This is a genomic window from Achromobacter semiaridum (assembly GCF_053543755.1).
Map to the genome: position 1 here is coordinate 1 of NZ_JBLVOL010000038.1, position 23,157 is coordinate 23,157.

General features: G+C 58.8%; 20 protein-coding genes. 9 read left to right on the forward strand and 11 right to left on the reverse strand.

The annotated features are described in order from the left end of the window. Nucleotides 1-265 precede the first annotated feature (265 nt). From ACNPP0_RS11730 to ACNPP0_RS11750, 5 genes are all read left to right on the forward strand, one after another. Nucleotides 266-604 carry an FxLYD domain-containing protein gene (locus ACNPP0_RS11730; RefSeq protein WP_448705966.1) on the forward strand — a complete coding sequence of 113 codons (339 nt, stop codon included), beginning with the start codon at nucleotides 266-268 and terminating at the stop codon, nucleotides 602-604. A 948-nt stretch (nucleotides 605-1,552) separates the two neighbouring features. Next, the gene (locus ACNPP0_RS11735) at nucleotides 1,553-3,193 is read left to right on the forward strand and encodes a restriction endonuclease (protein ID WP_448705967.1); all 1,641 of its coding nucleotides are present in this window, start codon (nucleotides 1,553-1,555) and stop codon (nucleotides 3,191-3,193) included. A gap of 151 nt (nucleotides 3,194-3,344) precedes the next feature. Continuing rightward, nucleotides 3,345-3,644: a hypothetical protein gene (locus tag ACNPP0_RS11740; RefSeq protein ID WP_448705968.1), complete on the forward strand. Its 300-nt coding sequence runs from the start codon at nucleotides 3,345-3,347 to the stop codon at nucleotides 3,642-3,644. A gap of 109 nt (nucleotides 3,645-3,753) precedes the next feature. Then, entirely contained in the window at nucleotides 3,754-4,026 is a 273-nt protein-coding gene (locus ACNPP0_RS11745) for a hypothetical protein (RefSeq protein WP_448705969.1), read from the forward strand. Nucleotides 4,027-4,337: 311 nt separating this feature from the next. Then, entirely contained in the window at nucleotides 4,338-5,765 is a 1,428-nt protein-coding gene (locus tag ACNPP0_RS11750; protein WP_448705970.1) for a DNA/RNA helicase domain-containing protein, read from the forward strand. A 188-nt stretch (nucleotides 5,766-5,953) separates the two neighbouring features. On the opposite strand, the gene ACNPP0_RS11755 is transcribed toward ACNPP0_RS11750, so the two are convergent. Then, the gene (locus ACNPP0_RS11755) at nucleotides 5,954-6,571 is read right to left on the reverse strand and encodes a hypothetical protein (RefSeq protein WP_448705971.1); all 618 of its coding nucleotides are present in this window, start codon (nucleotides 6,569-6,571) and stop codon (nucleotides 5,954-5,956) included. Between the two features lie 186 nt (nucleotides 6,572-6,757). On the opposite strand from ACNPP0_RS11755, the gene ACNPP0_RS11760 reads away from it, so the two are divergent. Next, complete coding sequence (locus ACNPP0_RS11760) at nucleotides 6,758-7,660, forward strand: hypothetical protein (protein WP_448705972.1); 903 nt, start codon at nucleotides 6,758-6,760, stop codon at nucleotides 7,658-7,660. Between the two features lie 352 nt (nucleotides 7,661-8,012). Continuing rightward, nucleotides 8,013-8,804, forward strand: coding sequence for a hypothetical protein (locus tag ACNPP0_RS11765; protein WP_448705973.1), 792 nt, complete (start codon nucleotides 8,013-8,015; stop codon nucleotides 8,802-8,804). A 690-nt stretch (nucleotides 8,805-9,494) separates the two neighbouring features. Here ACNPP0_RS11765 and ACNPP0_RS11770 read toward each other — a convergent pair. The 10 genes from ACNPP0_RS11770 to ACNPP0_RS11815 all read right to left on the reverse strand — a co-directional run bounded on the left by ACNPP0_RS11770 (nucleotide 9,495) and on the right by ACNPP0_RS11815 (nucleotide 21,203). Continuing rightward, nucleotides 9,495-10,358 carry a class I SAM-dependent methyltransferase gene (locus ACNPP0_RS11770; RefSeq protein WP_448705974.1) on the reverse strand — a complete coding sequence of 288 codons (864 nt, stop codon included), beginning with the start codon at nucleotides 10,356-10,358 and terminating at the stop codon, nucleotides 9,495-9,497. A gap of 106 nt (nucleotides 10,359-10,464) precedes the next feature. Beyond that, entirely contained in the window at nucleotides 10,465-11,640 is a 1,176-nt protein-coding gene (locus ACNPP0_RS11775; protein WP_448705975.1) for a CMD domain protein, read from the reverse strand. A gap of 24 nt (nucleotides 11,641-11,664) precedes the next feature. Next, the gene (locus tag ACNPP0_RS11780) at nucleotides 11,665-13,146 is read right to left on the reverse strand and encodes an acyl-CoA thioester hydrolase/BAAT C-terminal domain-containing protein (RefSeq protein WP_448705976.1); all 1,482 of its coding nucleotides are present in this window, start codon (nucleotides 13,144-13,146) and stop codon (nucleotides 11,665-11,667) included. 3 nt (nucleotides 13,147-13,149) lie between these two features. Next, a complete protein-coding gene (locus ACNPP0_RS11785; RefSeq protein WP_448705977.1) occupies nucleotides 13,150-14,733 on the reverse strand; it encodes an ABC transporter substrate-binding protein in 1,584 nt (527 codons plus the stop codon). Nucleotides 14,734-14,824: 91 nt separating this feature from the next. Beyond that, nucleotides 14,825-15,841, reverse strand: a complete 1,017-nt coding sequence (locus ACNPP0_RS11790) for an ABC transporter ATP-binding protein (protein ID WP_448705978.1) — start codon at nucleotides 15,839-15,841, stop codon at nucleotides 14,825-14,827. Beyond that, nucleotides 15,838-16,848, reverse strand: coding sequence for an ABC transporter ATP-binding protein (locus tag ACNPP0_RS11795; protein ID WP_448705979.1), 1,011 nt, complete (start codon nucleotides 16,846-16,848; stop codon nucleotides 15,838-15,840). Before ACNPP0_RS11795 ends, ACNPP0_RS11790 begins: the two co-directional genes overlap by 4 nt. Beyond that, the gene (locus ACNPP0_RS11800; RefSeq protein WP_050449686.1) at nucleotides 16,845-17,762 is read right to left on the reverse strand and encodes an ABC transporter permease; all 918 of its coding nucleotides are present in this window, start codon (nucleotides 17,760-17,762) and stop codon (nucleotides 16,845-16,847) included. Before ACNPP0_RS11800 ends, ACNPP0_RS11795 begins: the two co-directional genes overlap by 4 nt. Beyond that, the gene (locus ACNPP0_RS11805) at nucleotides 17,759-18,733 is read right to left on the reverse strand and encodes an ABC transporter permease (protein ID WP_120155148.1); all 975 of its coding nucleotides are present in this window, start codon (nucleotides 18,731-18,733) and stop codon (nucleotides 17,759-17,761) included. The genes ACNPP0_RS11800 and ACNPP0_RS11805 overlap by 4 nt, the downstream gene beginning before the upstream one ends. Continuing rightward, nucleotides 18,730-20,217 (reverse strand): SidA/IucD/PvdA family monooxygenase, encoded by a 1,488-nt coding sequence (locus ACNPP0_RS11810; protein ID WP_448705980.1) that lies wholly within the window; start codon nucleotides 20,215-20,217, stop codon nucleotides 18,730-18,732. The genes ACNPP0_RS11805 and ACNPP0_RS11810 overlap by 4 nt, the downstream gene beginning before the upstream one ends. Beyond that, nucleotides 20,214-21,203 carry a LysR family transcriptional regulator gene (locus ACNPP0_RS11815; RefSeq protein ID WP_448705981.1) on the reverse strand — a complete coding sequence of 330 codons (990 nt, stop codon included), beginning with the start codon at nucleotides 21,201-21,203 and terminating at the stop codon, nucleotides 20,214-20,216. Before ACNPP0_RS11815 ends, ACNPP0_RS11810 begins: the two co-directional genes overlap by 4 nt. Before the next feature lie 227 nt (nucleotides 21,204-21,430). Here ACNPP0_RS11815 and ACNPP0_RS11820 point away from each other — a divergent pair, with 227 nt between their 5' ends. Both ACNPP0_RS11820 and ACNPP0_RS11825 read left to right on the forward strand, forming a co-directional pair. Then, the gene (locus ACNPP0_RS11820) at nucleotides 21,431-21,853 is read left to right on the forward strand and encodes a ribbon-helix-helix domain-containing protein (protein ID WP_448705982.1); all 423 of its coding nucleotides are present in this window, start codon (nucleotides 21,431-21,433) and stop codon (nucleotides 21,851-21,853) included. Between the two features lie 29 nt (nucleotides 21,854-21,882). Next, the gene (locus ACNPP0_RS11825; RefSeq protein ID WP_448705983.1) at nucleotides 21,883-23,058 is read left to right on the forward strand and encodes an extracellular catalytic domain type 1 short-chain-length polyhydroxyalkanoate depolymerase; all 1,176 of its coding nucleotides are present in this window, start codon (nucleotides 21,883-21,885) and stop codon (nucleotides 23,056-23,058) included. Nucleotides 23,059-23,157 lie beyond the last annotated feature (99 nt).

Below are 23,157 nucleotides of genomic sequence, written 5' to 3' on the forward strand. Positions count from 1 at the left end.
AAGGCGGCGGCGGGGGGGATTGCGGGGAGGTGGGGGAGGGTGGAGGGGCGGGGTGGGAATCTCGCGGTGGGCCGTTATATGGATTCTTAGTCCTTGCCGCTTTTGCCGTATGTTGCGAGCGTCATCTCGATGAACAAGTCTGCTATGCGGTAACAGCTTGCTTTAATTCAGTCTTTGGTTATCTCAGGTAAAGTCATGCGCACGAAGTGCTTAATTTGTCACGTGCCGTGCCGTTAATGCTCTGTTCGTCATTGGAGAAAATAGAATGTACAAGTTCCTTTTCGCTACCGCCCTGGCGCTTTCCTCGCAAGTGGCATCTGCAATCGAAGTCGTGAATGATCTTCCTGTGGAAGACGTACGGGTTGTGAAGAAGGGCATAAATGTGGTGGTAACCGGGATCTTGACGAATACGAGCGGAAAGACTCTTACCTCAGCTACGGTAACGTTTGCCCTGCTTGATGGTCAGGGCATCCAGGTCGGTTCCGCCATAGCGGGAGCAATGGGTATCGAGAGTGGTCGGAAGTGGAAGTTTGAGGCCTTTCCGGGTACTCGGTCCGCATTTGCAGAAGCGAAGCTTGTCCGTGTACAAGCAGTTACAGAGTAATAGACCCTAATCAGGATCTTCGTCCTTAGCGCGCTAAATACCTGACCGTAATTAGGTCAGGTATTGTGCAGCAATTGCAGCGTAACGGATGGTGAAAACAGAACCGGTAAGCTGTGGTGACGGGCCAGTCCAGGGATCACCAAATCAATTGACCCAGCTCAGATTAGGCTTTGGTCTATCGGACGAATTACCACGGTCGCGATGCGCATGCGCCGGCGCTTTCTAACGCTCGCAACGAGCGTCAAATCACCCCACCCCGCCACGGTCGAACCACTGACCTGACGAGGTCTTACGCTTCAATTTAGCTAGCCCTGCGCTTGCTCTTGTAAGCGAACATCCACGAAACCCCCTATCAGCCGCCCTACCAGGGTGACACGCCTGCGGACGCCCTCAGATCTCACCGTTCCGATGGCCCTCTTACTGCGACAGGGGCACAAAGGGTGAGAGTACCGGGCACCACTTTCGAACACCTATTTCCTGCGGAGGCGTCGAGGGGCAGGTGTGTTGGCCCTTCGCAGCCGAGGCGTCTCAGGCACGGGAGTGAGCTATTCCCTTCAACGAGGGCTTTGACGGGCGGCTTGGCATTCGTCTGCCAGGCGGTGATGGCGTGGAAAATGGAAGCCGTGCTGAATGGGATGGACCGTGAGTTAATACCTCTGAAGTGGTCAGGTCGCGTTAACTGCGCCGTATTTGGCGCGCACCGCTGCTGCTCAATACGTTCTCTGATCAACGGTTTGCATTGGGGACCCGTGACCGGGAATAGCGATTGTGGCCTTATTGCTGATCGGGACGGTTTGTCGACAAAGTACAAATAAATTAACCGCACCGACCTAAACAGTAGGTCAAAGAAAGTTCGGGTAATATTTGAAAACATTCGTCACGTACCCGTATGTTCACGATCATGTCGGCAGAGGCGATTCGACAACGCTTGTAGCTTGTGAGGACTGCATGGCACGCCGTAATGGATTCGGAGCGTTTATCAAGGCTGCGGCGCGAGTAGCGGCGGCTTCTCAGCGAGAAAGTCAGCGGGCCGCTAGAAGACAACTGACTTATGCCCGACAAATTGAGCGAGAAGAGCATAGAGAAGCTGCTCAGCTTCACCGCGATCAGCGAAGGCTTGCTGCGCAGCAGGCTCGCGAAGATCGAGAAGCCGAGAAGGCGCTAAAGGCGCAATACCTTCAGGACCGCCAAACAGAAGCCGACGACCTCAATGCCGAGCTGAACGAGAAAATAGAAGAACTGCAAGACATCCTCGCGCATACGCTTCGTCACGACGACATCATCGACTTCGACAGCCTCCGACAATTCGAAGCGTTCGCGTCCTTCAAGATCGCGCAGGAGCTTCGTCCCAGCGACCCCCCATCATTGATCGACGTTCCCGCTCCTGCCGGATTGAAGAAGTTGATCCCCGGTGCTAACGGCAGGTATCAAGCTGCCTTAGAGACGGCAAAAATTCAGAACCAGCAAAGGCTAGAGAGCTTTCGGTTGGTGGAAGAAGAGAAGCAGGCGCAGATCTCTATCCTCAAAGAACACTACCTACAAAAGAAGGCGCAGTACGACGCCGATGTGGCTCGTCGCAATGCAGAGGTAGATGAGTTCCAAACTACGTACCTGGCTCACGATGGCGATGCTGTCATCGCATACAACGAGATGGTACTCATCCGATCCGAGTACCCGGAAGTCGGCTTCCCCCAAGAGTTTCGCCTTGCGTATCGAGACGACGCGAAAGAGCTAGTTGTGGAGTACGAGCTGCCACAGGTATCCGTGATTCCAACAGACTTAGAACACCGATACGTGAAGACCCGCGACCAAATCGACACGAAGCCTCGAAAGCCTGCCGAGATCAAACGGCTCTATCAAGACATCGTGGCATCTATCGCGCTTCGAACGCTGCATGAATTGTTTGAGGCAGATCAAGCTGATGCGTTGGCGCTGGTCACCTTCAACGGCATTGTTGATACAACGGACCCCGCGAGTGGAAGAGAGATTCGCGTGCCGGTCGTGTCGGTGAGGGCGGGTAAAGCGGAGTTTTTGTCGCTGCGGCTTGATCGTGTAGAGAAGATTGCATGTCTGCGCAACCTGGGGGCTCAGGTCTCGAACAGGCCAGACGAGCTGCAGGCGATTAAACCAATCGTTGAGTTCAACATGGTCGATAAACGGTTCATTGATCAGGGAGACGTGCTCAATGATCTGGAATCGCGGCCGAATTTATTGGATCTAACGCCGGGTGACTTTGAAGTGCTGGTGTCCAACTTGTTCAGCCAGATGGGGCTGGATACGAAGCTAACGCGGGCTTCTCGGGACGGTGGCGTGGATGCAGTTGCCTTTGATACTCGGCCAATTTTGGGCGGCAAGGTCGTTATTCAGGCCAAGCGGTACAGGGATACCGTTGGGGTGAGTGCGGTGCGGGATTTGTACGGGACGATGATGAACGAAGGGGCTACCAAGGGGATATTGGTTTGCACCAGCGGGTACGGGGTCGACGCTTACAGGTTTTCGCAGGATAAACCCATTGAATTGATTGATGGCGGAGGGTTGCTGTATCTGCTTAGAGAGCATGCCGGTGTTGAAGCTAGGATTATGAGTTAGCTCTGCTCCAGTCTTTTCCCCGGGGTGATAGCTCTTTTGATGTTAGTTCAGGTCCAGTATTGATAGGTTGATGTGAAAACCAGCCCGCGAAGCGCAACTCGTTGGCAGGCAGAGTTATGCAGTTCTTTCTGAACCGAGGTTGGAGGCGGATATGCTGCAAGAATTCTTGAAAAAGGCCATTGAAGATAAGGCTATTGTTCGTTTTGTTTACGGTGGCCGTCAAAGGGTGATCGAGCCGCATGTTTTGGGAATAAGTGGCGGCGTGATGCAAATTCTTGGGTATCAGATCGAAGGGTCTAGTAGTTCTGGAACTCTGCCGGAGTGGCGGCGCTTCGATTTAGAGAAGATTATCGGGATGGAGGTCACGGCGCAGACGTTTTCTGGTCGACGACCTTTCCCTTCGGGTAGGCATAGTTCTTGGGATCGGCAGATTCTAATAGTAGGTGTTTAGAACATCGATTTCAGACTGCAATTTCGCCCAGATTCGTGGGCTGAGTTGCAGATAGACACTTTTATGCAACATAACACTCAGAATTATTGATTATTGCCTTCAAGCAAACATGAGCCGAATAACCGTAAATGATCTTCCTGACCCCGATAATTCAAGAGCGGTGTATGCCTTCGCAACGTCCTTCAATGGCTATGAACATTTCGGCTCATTTTCAGCTTCCATGCGAGTAGCCAAACAGCGCACGCGCGCGACATTGATTGATGTTCGAAATGAGCTTTTTGCTTCGGCTCGTGCGTCTCGGCATGTGGGAAATGAAGATTTCTTAGGCCTGTATCGCGAGTTGCTTCCCGTGTTGCATGAACTGATTGGGCCGGATACCTAAGTCTGTTGCAAGCCCAAGCTGCAGGCAACGCCGTTGAAGCGGACCGTGCGCCAGACTGCAGTTTCACCGCATTCCACTCTGGTATTGCAGTCTGACCTCTTTATCCTGCTTTCTTTCCACGTAACCTACAGAGAGTCTGCAAAAATCCCAGAACCGCGGAATAAATAGAAGTGGGGCTGCGCAAACGCTGAGCTTCTGGGCCAGGGGACGCTCGCCTAGCGATAACAAAAAGATGACCGAAATATATCAGCGTACTATTTAAAACCATGAAGCCAGTCAATATACAGTCATTGCTGCAAGCAAGAGTTTCATTGAAAGACGAGATATTCGATATTTACTTGAAATACTACGGTATCGATGTCAGGAATGCAGAGCTCGACGACATGGGAAAACTTCTCATCACGATGGAAGCCTCCAGAGTGAGTGCAGAAGATTTATCCGATTTTTATGTGGGCTACAAAATCCCTCAGATCGGCAAGGAATTCGATCTCCTTAGATTTGGACAGGCCTCTATAGTAAATATTGAGATCAAGAGAGAGGGTGCAGCGGAAAAAATAAAGACTCAGCTGTTACGGAACAACTACTACCTAAGTTTCATCGGACGACAGGTTTATGCATTTGCATTTGTGTCTTCATCGAGTACGCTTTACTTTCTAGGCGATGACGGAGAGCTCAAGAATACAGATGCAGCACACTTGCTAAGTGTGCTTGCCGACCAAGGGTCAGGATCAGAGCCAACACCAGACGTGCTTTTCAACCCATCTGACTACCTCGTTTCACCTTTCAATTCAACAAAAAAATTTCTCGCCAACGAATATTTCTTGACGCACCAGCAAGAACAATTCAAGAGCGGGATATTGAGCTCAATAGATGCGGAAACTGGAACAATTTTCGTTGGAATCACCGGTAGCGCGGGTACAGGGAAGACCTTGCTCACCTTTGATATCGCCAAGCATCTATATGAAAAAAAGAAAAATGTTCTGATAATACACTGTGGACAGCTTAATGAAGGTCATCGTGCACTGGTCCATCAGGGATGGAAGATTTCGTCTATTAAGTACCACCAAAATTGCGACCTAAATCCGGTTGACTTATTAATTATTGATGAGGCTCAGAGAATACAGCAGCCTCAACTTGACAATATAGTGGAAAGGGCCAAGCTGGCAAAGTGCGTTTGCATCTTCTCGTATGACAAGGTTCAAACCCTTTCAACCTGGGAAGAACTGGGAGACATGGCGGGTAAAATTTCCGCCATCCCATCAATTAACGTATATAAGCTTTCTGAGAAGATAAGATCCAATAAGGAGATCGCAAACTTCATAAAGATGCTATTCAACCGCAGTGCATTCACGCAGATACAATCTAGCCGAAACATCAGGATTAGCTATTTCGCCAATAGCGAAGATGCCAAAAAATATTTGATCGGATTGGACTCTAGAAAGTGGGAAGTACTGAGGTTTACCCCTTCTCAATACAACGCGGAGCACCACGAGAAGTACTTCGCCGCTGCGAGCAAGACCTCCCATGAAGTCATTGGCCAAGAGTTTGACGGTGTGGCGATTGCAATGGATAAGTTCTTTGCTTACGATGCTGCGGGCAACCTTGTTTACCGTGGTGGCGCATATTACGCTCCAACCAAAATGCTATTTCAGAATATCACTCGTGCGAGGCGGAGACTCGACTTAATCATTATCAACAACGAGGAAATTCTGAAAAGGTGCCTGAGCATTCTTCAATAGTGACACGTGCGACCGAAGGTGTGTATTTAGGTGTAAGACTCCAATTTCACTAAGTCCACTGCGGAATCTCAGTCTGACACCTTTATTTCCAGCGAGTAGGAGAAATAGGACCGCAGCGGATCGGTTTTGGCCGTCCCGCTTTGGCTACAATTGGCCAGAAGCAGCCGGTACCGCAACTTGGAATACTCTTACTTTCCCAACAACTTTGTCGGAAAAATTTCATTCGAAATTTCTGTCACCATATTGATGTAGAAGAGCATGGCCAATTCTGCAACTACCCTCGGCTCTTCCATGTTTGGTCTATTTTTTCGATAAAAACTCATTGGCTTGGATAAGTGCGTTTTAGGAGGATGGAAGGTAGTCCCTCGATTCGTTACAGGAAGAAGTGGCCTATCCCAAGCAGACCATGAAAGCTGTATTCCATTTGCGACAGGAGTAGCTTTCAAATTCGCGTCCCAGTCCTTCATGACCTCAGAAATAGTATGTTCCGTCACGTTTCTGGCTTGGGATATATACTTGAGCAGTGGGTCGTTTTTTCTAATGTTCTCAAATTTTGATCTTAGTTTTGGCCACTTCTTTTCATTCTGGCATTTCGCAAGAATTTTGTTCCAAGCCCGATCCATCGCCTGCAAGAACTCTCGCCAAGCAATATCGTATTGGTGGAAGCTCCCAACCCCAACGGCAGCCATTTTTTTATAAGCCTCACTGGCCGTTTTTAGCTCAGTTATCGCCTCTATAAGCCCCAAGTCGTATTTTCTCAAATCATCAATACTCAGGGAATACAGGTCTAACGTTACCGCTGTCATGGATTAGTGGCTAAAAGTTATGAAGTTTCAATCCTAGCAAAAACAAGGTCTAAAAGTAAGCAGTCATCAAAAGTTGAGTGGGCAGAAAATTCACGAGTCTCGACAGTCCGCTCAGGGCCGTCCACGGCCTTTCGGCAAGGACGGCTCGCGGCCAGGAGGCGACGTTCGTGAGTTATTGGTTTCAAAATGCCTGAAAATGAGCGACTCGTGTATATAGAAAAAGCGATGAATAGAAGCCAATACCTAGTTGATGATGTGGATGTGGCGAGCTTTCGTGATTGGATTGCGCAGCGCCTGCAGGGACGACCGGTGCAGTTCACGGTCGGATCGCACCACTATGACAGTTTGCCTGCAGCGAAAGCCGCCTACGCATGGCCGTTGAAGGCCAAGACTGGCCTGCCGAACCCACACAGCAGCTATCCGTATATCCATCCAGTCGTGCCGCCGCTTGCTGCCCGCGCGAACCTGGAGATCAACACGGCGGTTCTGAGCACGCTGCAAGACTCCCTACGCACCGCGTTCAGGGGCCAAAACGCCCTTAGGTTGGCCGGGGCAGTCGCGGCAATCTTTCACTGGGGAGGGGTCTATACGACTACGCGACATGGCGGAAACAAGCCCTGGTTAGCGCGGCATCACGCGCACCTACATGCGCTCTTGAACCAAGTTGTCATGGATTATGCGAGCGGCTACGACGTAAGCACGGTAACTGGACTGCGGTTCAATGCGGGGATGACCAAGGTGTACGCCCTTCTGCTAGACGAATTCATCATCTACGACAGCCGAGTGGCAGCATCGCTGACATGGCTCGCGCTTTACTGGTGGACGAACGTCAAAAATTCGCCCTCGATCAAGTTGCCGGCCCTTCTCCGATTTGGAACCTTACCGCCAAATGGTGCCGCTCGGGGTCACCGAAATGCAGCACCTGGGATTTTTCAAAGCATCACTCGGGCTGAGGATCACTACACGTGGAACGTGCGGGCGAATTGGTTGTTGTCGGGTGCATTGTGCCTCGCCGGCAAAAAGAGCCTATTCGCGACGCTTCGCGAGATCGAGGCTGCGCTCTTTCAAATGGGCGACCGAGTCTGCTAGAGATGCGGCAATTGGAGGCGATCAACCAACCGACTGTTGGGGGTAGAGGGTTTAGGTTGGTGGTTATGACTAGTGGCCGCTTCTGGGCTGGCTACCCCCATGATCCGTCCATACGCACTGGGTCGAAAGCGGCCTGTCGTCCACGACTGCTCGCGGCCAAAAACCGACACCGCAATAAGTGTCAGTTTTCGGGAACTGGGGCAATAATGCACCCTGTAAAGTGGTTTTTTGCACGTATCTGGTCAGGAAATCCGTACCAAAATAGCCTATCAAAGACCTATCCTGCCTTAACTACTTGTGCATTCTTAGATCAAGATCTACGTAAGATCCGCCAAAGAAAGAGGGGAATGAAATGGCTAGCCAAGTGAACAAACATGGGCTTTCTAGACGCATACCTAGTCATACCAAAAGAGAAATTCGTCAGCGATGTGGGTTCGGTTGTGTGATCTGTGGGTTCGGGTTTTATGACTATGAGCATTTTGATCCGGACTTCGTAGACGCCAAAGCCCATTCTCCTGAAGGCATGACCTTGCTCTGCTCACAGTGTAATCAGAAACGCGCGAGGAAGCGACTTTCAGCAGCCACTGTCGCAGCGGCAAACGCCAACCCTAAATGCTTACAACAAGGGTTCACTAGCGAATTATTTGATTTTGGCTTAAACCCCATCGAAGTGAACTTTGCAGGCAACCAGTTCATCGACTGCAAACACATTATTGAGATCAACGGAACCCCTATTCTGTCGCTGACGCCACCTAAACAAGAAGGTCAGTCATTCTTGATTTCAGGCATTTTCACTGATGAACTTGGTCGGGTCGCACTCACCATTCAAGACAATGTCTGGCAGGCGCAAGCATCTTATTGGGATATTGAGTGCGAGGGACCAAGAATCACTGTCAGGACAGCATCTAGATATGTGGCATTACAGCTTTATCTAGAGCCAGAAGCCAGCCGTCTCACCATCGAAAAAATTGATATGGGGTTCGAGCGTGTCCGCTTAAAAGGAACTCTCGATTCACTCCAAATATCTATTCATGAACAGGGGTGGAATACTATTTCAGGATGCAGCATGCGTTCTGGCTACTGCGGTATCAGCATTCAGTCCGGACCAAGAGTTGCAAACGACCCGATCTTCGATATTGCCTAATTTACATACTGCTCAATAAGTGACAGTTATCCATATTTGGATGTCTGCCGTGGGTCGCAAGCCGACTAATGGACAGTATTTTCTGCGCTTGCTGACATGACTGCGCTATTGCGTCGAAGTCCCCGCCTTGGAGAATAAGGGATCTAACGGCGGCTCATCCATTGAGCTTGCCGCTAGATCAGCGATCTGATCGCACAGGCTCTCCACTCCGCCAAGCAAATTCGACACCATCCAAGCATCCAACGGCCTTGCCCCCGTAGCCCCCGGCTCATTCGCGCTGTTCCCCACAATCCTCGCAATAGCCCAAATCCCCAAGCAAGCCCGCTCGATCTTCCGCAAATCATCAAACCGCACGACACCAAGCTCCGGATCATCCGGCGTGGCCCAACGGTCATAGGTAAAAGGGTGGTCGCTCATCTCGGCGCTCCGGTGTAATTGACGCAATGAAAGAAAGGGGGCCGCCATTGCAGCGGCCACTTGTTCTGTCTTTCCGGCTGTCAACCCGGGCGATCCTCTGGACCACGGGGCGAGTATGCCCCGATAGGCGACGGACGCGATGCGGTTCCGTGCCAAATTGATCACGCTTTCTCTAAGGCAAGCGCAATCGCAGACTACTGATCAGGGAAGGACCAGCGGCCCGCCACCAGCTAAATTTATCTCCGGCTCATGCAAAAGCAGCCAAGCAGATACCTACTCAGCTACCGCCGCAGGAGCCACCGGCACAAAAAACCGATCCTTCAACTCCTGCAACCCAATCCTCTCCAACATCTCCGTCAGCCTCTCCGCAGGCTTCCGAGTCGGCAGATTCTTATACTGCGCCACGATCAGCTCATTCTTCATCGAGTGCTCCCACCCGACCAACTCCGTCACGCTAACCTGATACCCATGCGCCTCAAGCTGCAAACACCGCAGCACATTCGTAATCTGGCTTCCAAACTCCCGCGTATGCAGCGGATGCCGCCAGATCTCCGCCAGCGGATCAGCCAGCGCCTTGCCCTTATTCTTCCTTAACACCGAAGCCACCTCCGCCTGGCAGCAAGGCACAACGACGATGTACTTGGCCTTCTTCTCCAACGCAAAGTGAATCGCGTCATCCGTTGCCGTATTACAAGCGTGCAACGCAGTCACAACATCAATCGTCGCCGGCAACCTATCCGACGTAATCGACTCCGCCACGGAGAGATTCAAGAACGACATCCCGCCAAACCCGAGCCGCTTCGCCAGTTCTTCTGACGACTTCACCAACTCTTCACGAGTCTCGATCCCATAAATATGGGACCCATTCCCGACGGCGTCTTTCTGTTCCTTGAAGAACAGGTCATACAGAATGAACCCCAGATACGACTTACCAGCCCCGTGATCCGCGAGCGTGACCGCGCCGCGTTCTTGTTGGACGTCCTTTAGCAGCGGCTCGATGAACTGAAACAGGTGATAGACCTGTTTCAGCTTACGGCGGCTGTCCTGGTTCATCTTGCCGTCGCGGGTCAGGATGTGCAGAGCTTTTAGCAGTTCGATCGACTGGCCGGGGCGGATGTCGTGGGTTTTTTCTGACATGGGGGAAGGCAAAGCGCCCCGCACGGGGCGGGGCGCGTAGTGGCGCGGAAAGCGTCAGTTTAACGAAAACGCTGATGCGCCCGCAGGGCAGTACAAAAAGCGGGTCTTAGCCTACGGTGGCAAAAACCGGTTCGCCCAGGTTCAGCATCAAACGATTTGCCCAGGCGAAGATCGCGTCCGAGTGCAGCAGGTCCAGCACTTCGCCTTCGCTTAAGCCCGCATCCTTCAATGCCTGGATGCTGTTGGCGTTGACGTCGGCCTGGGCTTCGGTGATCTGGATCGAGAACTGGGCAATCGCCAGTTCACGCGCCGTGGTGCCGGCGGTGTAGGGGTCTTCGAACACTTGCGCGATCACTTCATTACGCTTGGCCAGTTGTTCGAAGCGCTGTGCGTGGACGGATGCGCAGTACACGCAGCCGTTCACACGCGAGACGACCGTGGAGCCCAGCTCGCGTTCGGCGCGCGACAGGCCGCCTGGGGCGTACATGATGGCGTTGAAGGCGGTGGAGCGCTGGCGCAGGATTTCCGGTTGGTGGACCAGGAACAGGTAGTAGTCCGAGACCTTGGCCTTGGGGTGGCTTTCTTCCAGGACGGCGACTTGTTCCGGGGTGGCGGTGTCGACGTTGACGACGTCGAGCCATGCCTTCCACTCCAGCACTTCGTTGGTGAAGCCGTGGGCCTTGATGACGGCGCCGGGTTCGGTGGCGGCGGTGTTGGGTTCGAAGGGCGCGGGCGGGACGGCGGCGGCGCGGGGGGCTTGGCCTTCCAGGTCTTTCATCGCGGCCAGGCCCGCGACCAGACGGGTCTGGTACGACAGGAAGGCGATGAGTTGCGACAGGGTCACCACCGCAGGCGTGGTGACGCCGGCTGCGGGCAGGGTCTTCAGCGCGGCTTCGTCGCCTTCGACGGGGTTTTCAATCAGCTTGCGCGTGAATTCCAACACGGCAGCCAGGCGCGGGGTGGAGGCGTCTGACGGCTTGCCGGATTCTGCGACGGCGATGTCAGCGGGGGCTGCGTCCGTTTCCGCCAAGCGAGCGCGGTAGTGCGAGGCCAGCAGCGGCGACGGGCTGATGCGGGTGGCGTACAGCGCGACCAGCAGGCGTTCGGCCAGCGACAAGCCGGGGAGTGCCGGGTCGAACAGGGCGTCGTAGCTGCCTTGCGTGGCGGCGGCGACTTTTTCGCGTTGGTGGCGGACTTCAAAAGTTTTGCTGCCGGGCGTCAGGCCGACGAGCTTGTCGACCAGATCATTGACGGCGTCATAGACGATGGGTTGTTGTGCCATGGGGATGTTCTCCTTGGTGTCTGATCAGCCGGCGTTGCCGGAAGTGCTTGCTGAATGGGCAGCAGCCGATTGCGAGCTTGCGGAATCCGCGCTAGTCGAACTAGCCGAAGCCGAAGCCGCCCGCGCCTTCACCGCCGCGTCCAAAAACTTCTTCACGCCTTCCCACGATTCCTGGTCGGCGCGTGCGTTGTCTTTCGGATTCCCGCCACTGGTGCTGATCTTGCCCGACACGGGGTGGGCGTAGACGAGCTGGGTGGTGGGCACGTACGGGAACAGGATCGAGTGGCCGCCGTTTTCGTAGTCGAGCCATTCGACGGGGTAGGGGTGTTTCACGTCGACCAGCTTGTCCTGCACCATCTTTGAATACAGACTCGACGGCCATGATCCATCGTCGGTGCCAGACAACAGCATGACCGGGCCGTCGATGTCTTCCACGCGAATGCGGGCGCGGGCGACGGCGTCGGGGTCTTGCAGCGCGGTCAGGATGGCTTTCTCGTGACGATGCGGCGACGGGCCTTCGTCAAACGGCGCCCAGGTGGCGGTACGGTTGTTTTCCCAGACGTGGGGGATGGGCTTGCCGCCCAGCAGCCAGGTCGGGCCTTCGCGGCCGATCTTGGGGTCGCAGGCGTTCTGGCCGCTGTGGACGACGGCGCCGGGTACGTAGGCGACGACGGCGGACACTTCCTTGGGGAAGGTTGCGCCCAGCAGCAGCACCAGTTCACCGCCGCGCGATTGGCCGCTGATGGCGACGAAGTCGTGCTTGGGTTGAACCATTTTGCGCAGCCAGCGCAGGCCGGTCTGAAAGTATTCCAGCGGGGTGTTCGAGATGTAGTCGGACAGGCCCGGCGCTTTGAAGTACGCCAGCGCAAAGGCGGCGTAGCCGCGCGAGGCATACAGCGCCGCGCGCGGTTCGTTGATGCCGCCGCCCGAGCCGTTCAGGATCATGACGGCGGGGTGCGAACCGGGCTTGCTGCCGGCCGGCAGGTACAGCGTGCCGACCAGACCTTCTTCGCGGACGTCGTGGCGGGTGACGCCATCTAGCGCCAGGCGTTGCGTGAAGGTGGCTTGCGCCTGCATGTCGGCTACAACGCCGGCATCAGCGCCTGCATCAGCGCCGGCATCAGCGCCGGCATCAGCGCCGGCATCAGCGCCGGCTTCCGCACCGCCTTCAACCGCACCCACACGCGCCACCACGTCGGTGACCAAAGCATCGCTCACCGGATGGTTGAAGTGTTCGCGGCTGGGCGAGTCCACGGGGGCTTGCGACCAGATCAGGCCCATCGGCGACAAACCGGTGTAGTCGCCCGAGATGGGCGCGTCGCGGGTCAGGTCGACCACGCCGTCTTCGCCCGCCGTGTAGGCGGCGTGGGCTTGCCACAGCACGCCGTTGCGGCGGGTTAGCGCGCTGATCTCGACCGTTTGGCCGGGTGCCACGTTTTCCACCCGGATCTGGCGCGGCACGTCGATCAAGGCGTCCGCGGGGGTGATGGTCAGGGTCGGCGCCATGGCTTATTTACCGGCCGCGGCGGCGGGTTCTTTGGTGACCATCATGGCGGCCGTGCGGTCGCTGGTCATCGGCGTCACCTTCAAGCCCTTCTTGGTGGCCCAGATGTTCTTGTAGTGGAACAGCGGGATGATGCCGACGTCGTCGGACACGAGCTTGACCGAGTCGCGCAGGATGGCTTCACGCTTGGCCACATCGAATTCCGACGTGGACTGTTCCAGCGCGGCGTCCACCTTGGGGTTGGTGTAGTGGCCCCAGTTGGACGCGCCCAGGCCCTTCTTGGCGTCAACCGTCGCCAGGATGTTGACCAGCGCGTAGCTGGCTTCACCCGTGCCGTTACCCCACGCCAGCATGCTGACGGCGAATTCGTTCTTGTTGGCGCGGCCCGAGTACACGGCCCATGGCACCACTTCCACTTGGGTCTTCACGCCGACGCGGGTCCAGAACTGTGCCACGGCTTGGGCCGTTTCCGGGCCTTGCGGGTAGCGGTCGTTGGGCACGTGCATGGTCAGCTTGAAGCCGTCGGGAAAGCCCGCTTCGGCCAGCAGCTTCTTGGCTTGCGCGACGTCGTTGGGGATGTCTTTAACGTCGGGGTTGTAGCCGAAGGTGCCCTTGGGCATCCATTGGTTGGCTTCGGTGGCCGCGCCTTGCAGGATGCGGTCGGAAATGGCCTTGCGGTTGATGGCCAGGTTCAGCGCCTGACGCACGCGCAGGTCTAGCAGCGGGTTCTTGTCCAGCGGCTTGCCGTTGTTGTCGGTGATGTACTGGTTGGGCGCGGGGTTGAAGCTGGGTTGCAGGATCATGACGCGCAGGCCGTCGTACGGGTACACCGCGATGTTGGCGGACTTTTGCAGCTTGGCCAGGTCCGACACCGACACCTTGTCGATCACGTCCACGTCACCGGCCAAAAGGGCGGCGGTGCGCGAGGCGGCGTTGTTGATGTAGCGGTAGTTGACCTTGTCCCAGGTGGCCTTCTCGCCCCAGTAGCCGTCGTTGCGTTCCATGATGACGCGGTCGCCCGGCGTGTAGGACACGAACTTGTACGGGCCGGTGCCGACCATGGCCTTGCCCGAGTTGTAGTCTTCGGTGGTGGACTTTTCACCGACGTGCTTGCTGACGACGTGCACGGATGCCAGGTTCAGCGGCAGGTCGGGGTTGGGGGCCTTGGTCTTGACGATAAGGGTCAACGGGTCCTTGGCGGTCATCGTGTCGATGGTGCGCAGGTAGCCGGCGTACGTTGCCACGCTGCCCGGCACGGCGCGCGCGCGGGTGTAGGAATAGATCAGGTCGTCGGCGGTAAACGGCGTGCCGTCTTGCCACTTGACGCCTTCACGCAGCTTGAATTCCCAGGTGGTGGGGTCCAGCGGCTTCCAGCTGACGGCCAGGCCGGGTTGAAGCTTGTTCCACTTGTTCTCGATCAGCAGGTCCCAGAAGTGCAGGGCCACCGAGCGGTCGCCGGCGTGGTTGTTCAGCTGCGGGTCCAGGGACGAGAGCGGGTCGGCGAAGCCGATCGTCAGGTTGTCGGCGGACGCGGCGGCAGAGGCGCCGAGGATGGCGGCGGTCAGGGTCGAAAGAATCAAGCGTTTCATGTTCGGGGTCCTTGGTAGGGGGGGAACGAGTTAAGTGTTCCGAAGGCTGCGCGGTATTTGCCGTATTTGCGTACCGCGCCGCCAATTAGGTTCAGGCCATGTCGTTCAAATGACAGGCGCTTAAATGGTTGATGGCGATTCCCTTCAACGTGGGAACTTCGGTCTTGCAGCGCGGCATCGCATGCGGACATCGCGGATGAAAATGGCAGCCGCCGGGCGGGTTCAGCGGGCTGGGAATCTCGCCTTTGATCGCGGTAAAGATCTTGTGGCGCGACTTCAGGCTGGGAATTTCCGCCAGCAGGGCTTGCGTGTACGGGTGGTTGGGGCGCTGGAACACTTCGTCCACGGTGGCCGTTTCCACGACGCGGCCCAGGTACATGATGACGACGCGGTCAGACAGGTGTTCCACCACGCCCAGGTCATGGCTGATGAACAGATACGTCAGGTTCAGTTCTTCGCGCAGGTCCATGAACAGGTTCAGGATTTGCGCTTGAATGGACACGTCCAGCGCGGCCACGGCTTCGTCGCACACCAGCATGGACGGCTGCACGGCTAGCGCGCGGGCGATGCCGATGCGCTGGCGCTGGCCGCCGCTGAATTGGTGCGGATAGCGTTGGCGCAGTGCGGGGTCCAGCCCCGCGCGTTCGAGCTGGGCGCTGACGTAGTCGTCAAAGCCGGCGTTGTCGACCAGGCCGTGGATGCGGGCGGCTTCGCCCACGATCTCGTCCACGCGCAGGCGCGGGTTGAGGCTGGCGTAGGGGTCCTGGAAAATCATCTGCACGGTCAGGCGCGCGGCATGGGCGGCGGCGGAATTCATGTCCGACGGGCGCACGCCGTTGATGCGCACTTCACCGCCCGATGGCGTCAACAAACCTGCGGCGATACGGCCCAGCGTGGATTTGCCGCAGCCGGATTCACCGACCAGGCCGACGACTTCGCCGGGGTTCACGATCAGGTCCACGTTGTCGACCGCGCGCGTGATGGCGGGCGGCTTGGACAAGCCCATGCGCTGCATGGCGCGGCCGGCTGCGCCGACCTTTTTTTCACCAAAGCGCTTGCTGACTTGAGCAAGGTCAATCAGCGGAGTGGGGGCGGCGGATACAGTCATGCCGTCACCTCGTTGTGGATCTGGATAGTCGGATGGAAGCAGCGCACATCGTGTTCGGGCAGGGCTTGCGTGATGCCGGGTTGCTGGCCACAGGCGGCGGTGGCGCGCGAGCAGCGCGCGGAAAACGCACAGCCGGTGGGCAGGTGCAGCAGGTTGGGCGTCATGCCGGGAATCTGGCGCAGGCGCTGGCCCCGCAGGTTATTGCTGGGCAGGCTGTCGATCAGGCCGACGGTGTAGGGGTGCTGCGGGCGGTCCAGCACGTCGTCGACCTTGCCGTGTTCAACGATGCGGCCGGCGTACATCACGGCCACGTCATCGGCCAACCCGGCCACCACGGACAGATCATGCGTAATCCAGATCAGGCTGGTGCCGTGCTGCTGCGCCAGCTTTTGCACTTCAGACAGAATCTGCGCCTGGATGGTGACGTCCAGCGCGGTGGTGGGTTCGTCGGCAATGATCAGGTCAGGGCGGTGCAGCATGGCGATGGCGATGGCCACGCGCTGGCGCATGCCGCCAGACAGTTGGTGCGGGTAGGCCAGCAGCCGTTCTTCGGGGCTGGGAATGCCCATCATGCCGAGGGTGTCGCGGGCCAGGGTGCGGGCCTGCGCCTTGCTCATCTTGTTATGCGCGCGCACGGTTTCGATCATCTGCACGTCAACGCGCAGGACCGGGTTCAGCGTCATCATCGGATCTTGAAAGATCATGGCGATGCGGTTGCCTTGCAACTTGCGCAGTTCACGCGGGGCCAGCTTGGTCAGGTCGCGGCCCTGGAACAGGATTTCTCCGCCCACGATGCGGCCCGGCGCGTCGACCAGACCCATGATGGAAAAGCCCGTCACGGATTTGCCCGAGCCGGATTCACCGACCAGGCCCAGGATCTTGCCGCGCTCCAGCGTGAACGACACGTCGTCCACGGCGGGCAGCACGCCCGCGCGGGTATGGAAGTGCGTGCGCAGGTTGCGCACTTCAAGCGTGGCCGGCGCGCCGGTAGCGGTGCGGTCGGTCATTTGTGAGTCCTTGGGTTCAGCACGTCGCGCAGGCGGTCGCCCACCAGGTTGATGGCGACGATGGTGATCAGCAGCGCGATGCCGGGGTAGAAGCTGATCCAGTATTCGCCGGACAGCATGTATTGAAAGCCGTTGGAAATCAGCAGGCCCAGCGACGGTTCGGTCACCGGCACGCCCAGGCCCAGAAAGCTCAAGGTGGCCTCCAGCGTGATGGCGCGCGCAATCTGCAAGGTGCCGATGACGATCAGCGGCGGCAGGCAGTTGGGCAGAATGTGCTTCAACATGATCCGCCAGTTGGGAATGTCCAGGCAGCGGGCGGCTTCCACGTATTCACGGCGGCGTTCCACCAGCGCCTGGCCGCGCGCGGTGCGGGCGTAATAGGCCCATTCCAGAATCACCAGCGTCAGCACCACGTTGCCCACGCCCTTGCCCAGAAAGGCCAGGATCATCATGGCAACCAGGATGGACGGGAACGACAGAATCAGGTCGACCAGCCGCATGATGAAGGCGTCGACCTTGCCGCCCGCGTAGGCGGCCAGCAGGCCCAGCAGCGTGCCGACGATGCCGGCGATAACGGCCGAGCCCACGCCCACCATCAAGCTGATGCGCAGGCCGTACAGAATGCCGGACAGCAGGTCGCGGCCTTGGCCGTCGGTGCCCAGCCAGTAGTGGAAGGTGTCCAGGCCGTTCATGGATCCCGGCGGCATGCGGGAATCCAGCACGTCGATTTGCAGCAGGTCGTACGGGTTCTGCGGCGAAATCCACGGGGCGAAGATGGCGGCCAGGATCAACAGGGTGGCCACGGCCAGGCCGAACACCGCCGTCTTGGACGACAGGAATTCGGTCAGGTTGCGGCGCCAGGGTGATTCGCGGCGCAGGGCCGGAACCTTCTCGGGGGTTGCAGTGGTGCTCATGCCGAGCCCTCCAGCCGTACCCGGGGGTCCAGCACTTTATAAAGAATGTCGACGATCAGGTTCAGCGTGACGAACAGGCACACGACCACGATCAGGTAGGCGACGATGACGGGGCGGTCCAGCGCGTTCAGGCTGTCCAGGATCAGCTTGCCGGCGCCGGGCCACGAAAAAATGCTCTCCGTGATGACGGCGAACGCAATCGTCGAACCCAGCTCCAGGCCCAGCACGGTCACCAGCGGGATCATCGTGTTGCGCAGCACGTGTACACAGACCACGCGAAACGGCGACAAGCCCTTGGCACGGGCAAACTTCACGAAGTCCAGCGGAATCACGTCGCGCACGCCGGCGCGCGTCAGGCGGATGACGAGTGAAATTTTGAACAGCGACAGGTTCAGCGCGGGCAAGATCAAGTGGCGCCAGCCGTCGGCGGTCAACCACGACCACTGAAAGCCCAGAAATTCCACCGTCTGCCCACGGCCGCTGGCGGGCAGCCAGCCCAGCGACACGCTGAACGTCATGATCAGCATCAGCGCCACCCAGAAGGTGGGCAAAGAGAAGCCGACGATGCTGCCGGCCATGATCATTTTGGAAAAGCGGCTGTCGGGGTACAGGCCGGCAATCAAGCCCAGCGGCAAGCCAATGATGACGGCCAGCAGCAGGGCGCTGATGGCCAGTTCCAACGTGGCGGGCAGGCGCTGGATGACGAGTTCAATCGCGGGGATGTTGTAGACGAAGCTGTTGCCCAGGTTGCCATGCAGCGCCCCGTTCAGAAAGCCCAGGTATTGCTGCCACAGCGGCTTGTCCAGGCCTAGCTCCGCGATGATGCGGGCGCGGTCCACCTGGTCCACGTCCTGGCCGATCAGGATGTCCACGGGGTTGCCGATGGCGTGCAGGCCCACGAAGACGATCAGCGTCATCAGCAACACGACTACCGCCGCTTGCGCGACACGGCGTATCAACCAACCGGTCATTGCGTGGTCTCCGCTTGCGAGGCCGGGGTGGCGATTGCCGCGGGCGGCGGGGCCGGCGTCCATTCATCGCCGAACACTTCCGGTTCGGAAAACGCTTCCATATTTGCGTAGTACGTTTCGACGTCTTCGCGGTAGAACAGGCCGGCGATGCCTTGCGCCAGGCGCTTGGCGCCGTCGCTGATGGCGGGGATGTCGCCCGAGATCGTGCCTTGCGTCAGCGCGGCGGGGTAGGAAAAGCAGTGCACGCGGTCCAGGCCCGGGCAGGCGCCGGGGACTTTTTCTTGCAGCTCGAAGACGGCGCCCAGGTCGGGCGAATCATGCAGTTCCTGGTCTTCTTCGCCGGGGGGCGGCGTGAACCGGTCGCCCCAGTTGCGCACGTGGGGCGCCAGCGGCGCGAATTCGGGGCGCACGGTCCAGTCGATACGAAAGCCCGTCGAGAAGATCAGGAAGTCCAGCACGAACACGCCTTTGGGCGTGGTGACGTGGATGTCGTCGCCGACCAAGGCCAGGTCTTGCACGCCACAGCCCAGGTTGAAGCGGGCGTTGGGGAAGCGAGACACGCGCAAGGTGCTGCCACGCGGCGGCGGCACTTGCGCGGCGTTGATGTAGTGGCGGATCTTCCACTTCCATTCGTCGGGCAGCGTCAGGTGGCCATGGGTCAGGCCGGGGTTGCCCGCGCCTTTGCCTTTGTTCACGCGAGGGATGTCGTTGCGGCGGATCAGCAGGTCGACGCTGGCGGCGCCGGCTTCCAGCGCCGTGCCTGCGCTGTCCATGGCGGAGGCGCCCGCGCCCACGACGCCGACGCGCTTGCCGGCAAGGGTGGCGTAGTCCATCACATCGGACGAATGCGCCCAGCGGTCGCGCGACAGCTTCTTGGCAAAGCCAGGTACATAGGCGCCGCCCAGGCCGTCGCGGCCGGTGGCCAGCACCACGCGGCGGGCCAGCACGGTGCTGTGTCCGGCGGGCGATTCGATGTCCAGTTGCACCAGACGGTCGGCACGCGGTTGCACGGACAACACGCGGTGGTTGTTGCGCACGTCCAGATTCAGCACGCGGCGATACCAGCGCAGGTAGTCCATCCATTGCAGGCGGGGAATCTTGTCCAGCGCGTCCCATTCGGCGGTGCCGAACTGCGCTTCGAACCATGCGCGGAAGGTCAGCGCGGGCAAGCCCAGCGCAGGGCCGGTCAGCTGCTTGGGACTACGCAGCGTTTCCATGCGGGCGGTGGTGGCCCACGGGCCTTCGTAGCCTTCGGGCGCTTGGTCGAAGATGGGCGCGGTGATGCCCAGGTGCGTCAACGACGCGGCCACTGCCAAGCCGGCCATGCCGCCGCCGATGACGACAACGTCCAATACCTGCTGGCCATCGACCAAGCGGGGCGCGACCCAGTTCTTGGCGGGAATTTCCAGCCAGGACAGGTCTTGCCGCAGACGCGCTTCCAGCGCATCCAGGCCTTGCGGCGGGGTGGCAATGGGCAGATTCATAGTGTGGGGGTGTCCAAAACAGGGGCGTCATCACCGTAGACAGAGTGCAGCAGCGCTGCGTGTTCGCAGGCGTCGTGCAGCACAAAACCGGGCAGCAGCGCGGCGGCGGCCTCGGCCAGCGCGTCGGCCATGGCCTGGCAGGCGGGCGTCAACGGTTGCGGTTGCGGTTGGGGCTGCGGGGTGATGACCCCAAAGAAAAAGGGAATGTCCAGGTCGATAGGCCGGATCGCCACGCCCGGCATGGGGACGCCGTAAGCGGTGATCGGTTCCAGCACCGACACGCCCAGGCCGGCACGCACGGCGGCCAAGGCGTTGACGGACGAATTGGTTTCGATGGTGCCGGGCGCATTGCCGTCGGGCGCCAGTGCGGCGTCCAGGCGGCGGCGCAGGCGGTAGGGATTGGCCATGGTGATCAGGCGGCGGCCGGCCAGAAGCGCCACGGGCACCACGTCGAGCGCGGCCAGGGGATCATCGTCGCGCAAAGCCACGACGCAAGGCGCCTGCGCAATCCAATGCACGGTCAGGCCGCGATGTTCCAGCGGCAAGCTGGTGGCGCCCAGTTGCGCTGCGCCGGTCAGCACCGCATGCACGACACGTTCGGGCGAGGCGCTGCGCACCTGCACGCGCGTGGCGCCGGTTTGGGATTCGATGCGCTTGAGCGCGTCGGGCAGCAGGCCGGCGGCCAGCGCCGACGTTGCCGCCAGCAGCAGCGGTTTAGCTTGGCCCCGCGCGATTTCTTCGGCGCGGCTGCGAATCTGCTGCAAGCCGGCCAACGCGCGTTCTACGTCGTCATACAGCAGAAAGCCCTGTTCGGTAGGCGTGACGCGCGGCCCGCTGCGGTTGAACAGGGCATAGCCGATTTCAGCTTCCAGCTCTTGCAACAGGCGGCTGATGGCCGGCTGCGAGCGCCCAAGCAGACGCCCGGCAGCGGTGACGCTACCTGTAGACATGACGGCCGCGAAGGCCTCTAGTTGGCGAAGTTCCATCTGTGTTGCTTTATGCTCAGGGCGAATTCTTGCCCGGCAAGTATGCGCGCAGCAAATAGTTAAAAGGCATAAGCAAATTCCCTAATAGGGGATTTTCTTATGCTTTTTCATAACTGCGCGTTATTTCAAGGGCTTAGGGACAGAGCCCGGGCGCGGGTGTGGCGAAAAAGTCCGTCAAATTGAAACATCCATAGGCCATCCACTTGGATGGTTTTAAGATTCCGTCCATGCCTCCTCGCCCTCCAAACCTCGCTTCCGCCCCTAAGCCTTCGGACGAAAAGATCACGATCAATCTCGGTTATGTGGACCTGGGCCAGATCGATCTTCTGGTCCAGGAAGGCTTCTACGCCAACCGTACCGACTTGATCCGTACCGCAATCCGCAACCAGCTTGCCGCCCATGGCGACGCGGTGCGGCAGGCGGTCAGCAGAAAGACCTTGGTGCTGGGCATTCAGCACTACACGTCTGACGACCTGCTGGCGGTGCAGGCCGCGGGCCAGATGTTGCAGATCCGAATCCTGGGGCTGGCGACCATCGCGTCCGACGTCACGCCCGAATTGGCGCTTGCCACGATTGAATCCGTGACGGTGCTGGGCGCGTTGCACGCCAGCCCCGCAGTCAAGGCCGCCCTGCGTCAGCGCATCCGCTGATACGTTATTGCCGCTTTAAAGGTCACCCCATGCATCCAGATTTTCAGCAGTTGATGAGCCAGGCCACGCGCCTTACCCGGTCTGGCAACCTGGCAGCCGCCACCGCCGCCATCCAGGCCGCCTTGCTGGGCGCGTCGCCCACGGCGGCATCCGCCGCGCCGCGCTATGACGAGGCCGATGTCATTGATGTCGAGGCGCGCGAGGTTCCCGCGTCGACGGTAAGCGCTGCCGCGTCCTCGGACTCCGGCTCCGCCACCGCCACCGCGCCGTCCCAGGCTCGGGACGACGCCGTAGGGCAAAACCCCCAAACCCCCGCCACGCCCCGGACGCCGGGCGAATCTTCGGCCACGCAGGGTGATTACTTCACGGCGGGCTCGTTTCGCAATAGCGCAGGCCAGCGCGCCTACAAGTTGTATGTGCCGCCCGGCGCAAACGGACAAGCCCGGCCGCTGGTTGTGATGTTGCACGGCTGCACGCAGGACGCCGGCGACTTTGCCGCCGGCACCGCCATGAACGAGGCCGCGCGCAAGCAAGGGTTCTACGTGCTGTATCCGGTACAGCCCCGCGAGACCAATCCGCAAAAGTGCTGGAATTGGTTCAAGCACAATCACCAGCAGGCCGGCAAAGGCGAGCCATCGATCCTGGCCGACATGACGCGCCACGTCATCGCCGAATATGGCATCGACCCGAGTCGTGTATACGTGGCGGGCTTATCAGCAGGCGGCGCGATGGCCGCGATTTTGACCAACACCTATCCGCAGCTGTATGCAGCCGCAGGCGTGCATTCTGGCCTGGCGGCGGGCGCGGCCACGGATCTGCCGTCCGCCTTGTCCGCCATGAAGGGTATCGGCGTACGCCCAGGCGCGGCGTCCGGTACCCCGGTGCCGACGATTGTTTTTCACGGCGACCGCGATGCCACCGTGCATCCCAGCAACGGCGATGCGGTCGTGGCCGCCAGCGCCGGGGCCAATGCCCAGGTCCAAAGCCAGCGCGTGGCGGGCGCCAACCGGGGGCGCGACAGCACCAAGCGCGTATATAGAGACGCGTCGGGCAAGGTGGTGGCGGAATATTGGGTGGTGCACGGCGCGGGCCATGCCTGGGCGGGCGGGTCGCCCAAGGGCTCGTATACGGATGCTTCTGGCCCGGATGCCACGCAAGAGATGCTGCGGTTTTTCTTCGAGCATCCGTTGGCGGCGAAGCAGTAAGGGAATAACGACCCAGGCACTGCGGGTCGTCATTCCTTTCCTCGTCATTCGTTTTTTCGTCATCCTTTTCTTCGTCATTCCTTTCTCTTTGGTGGCGGG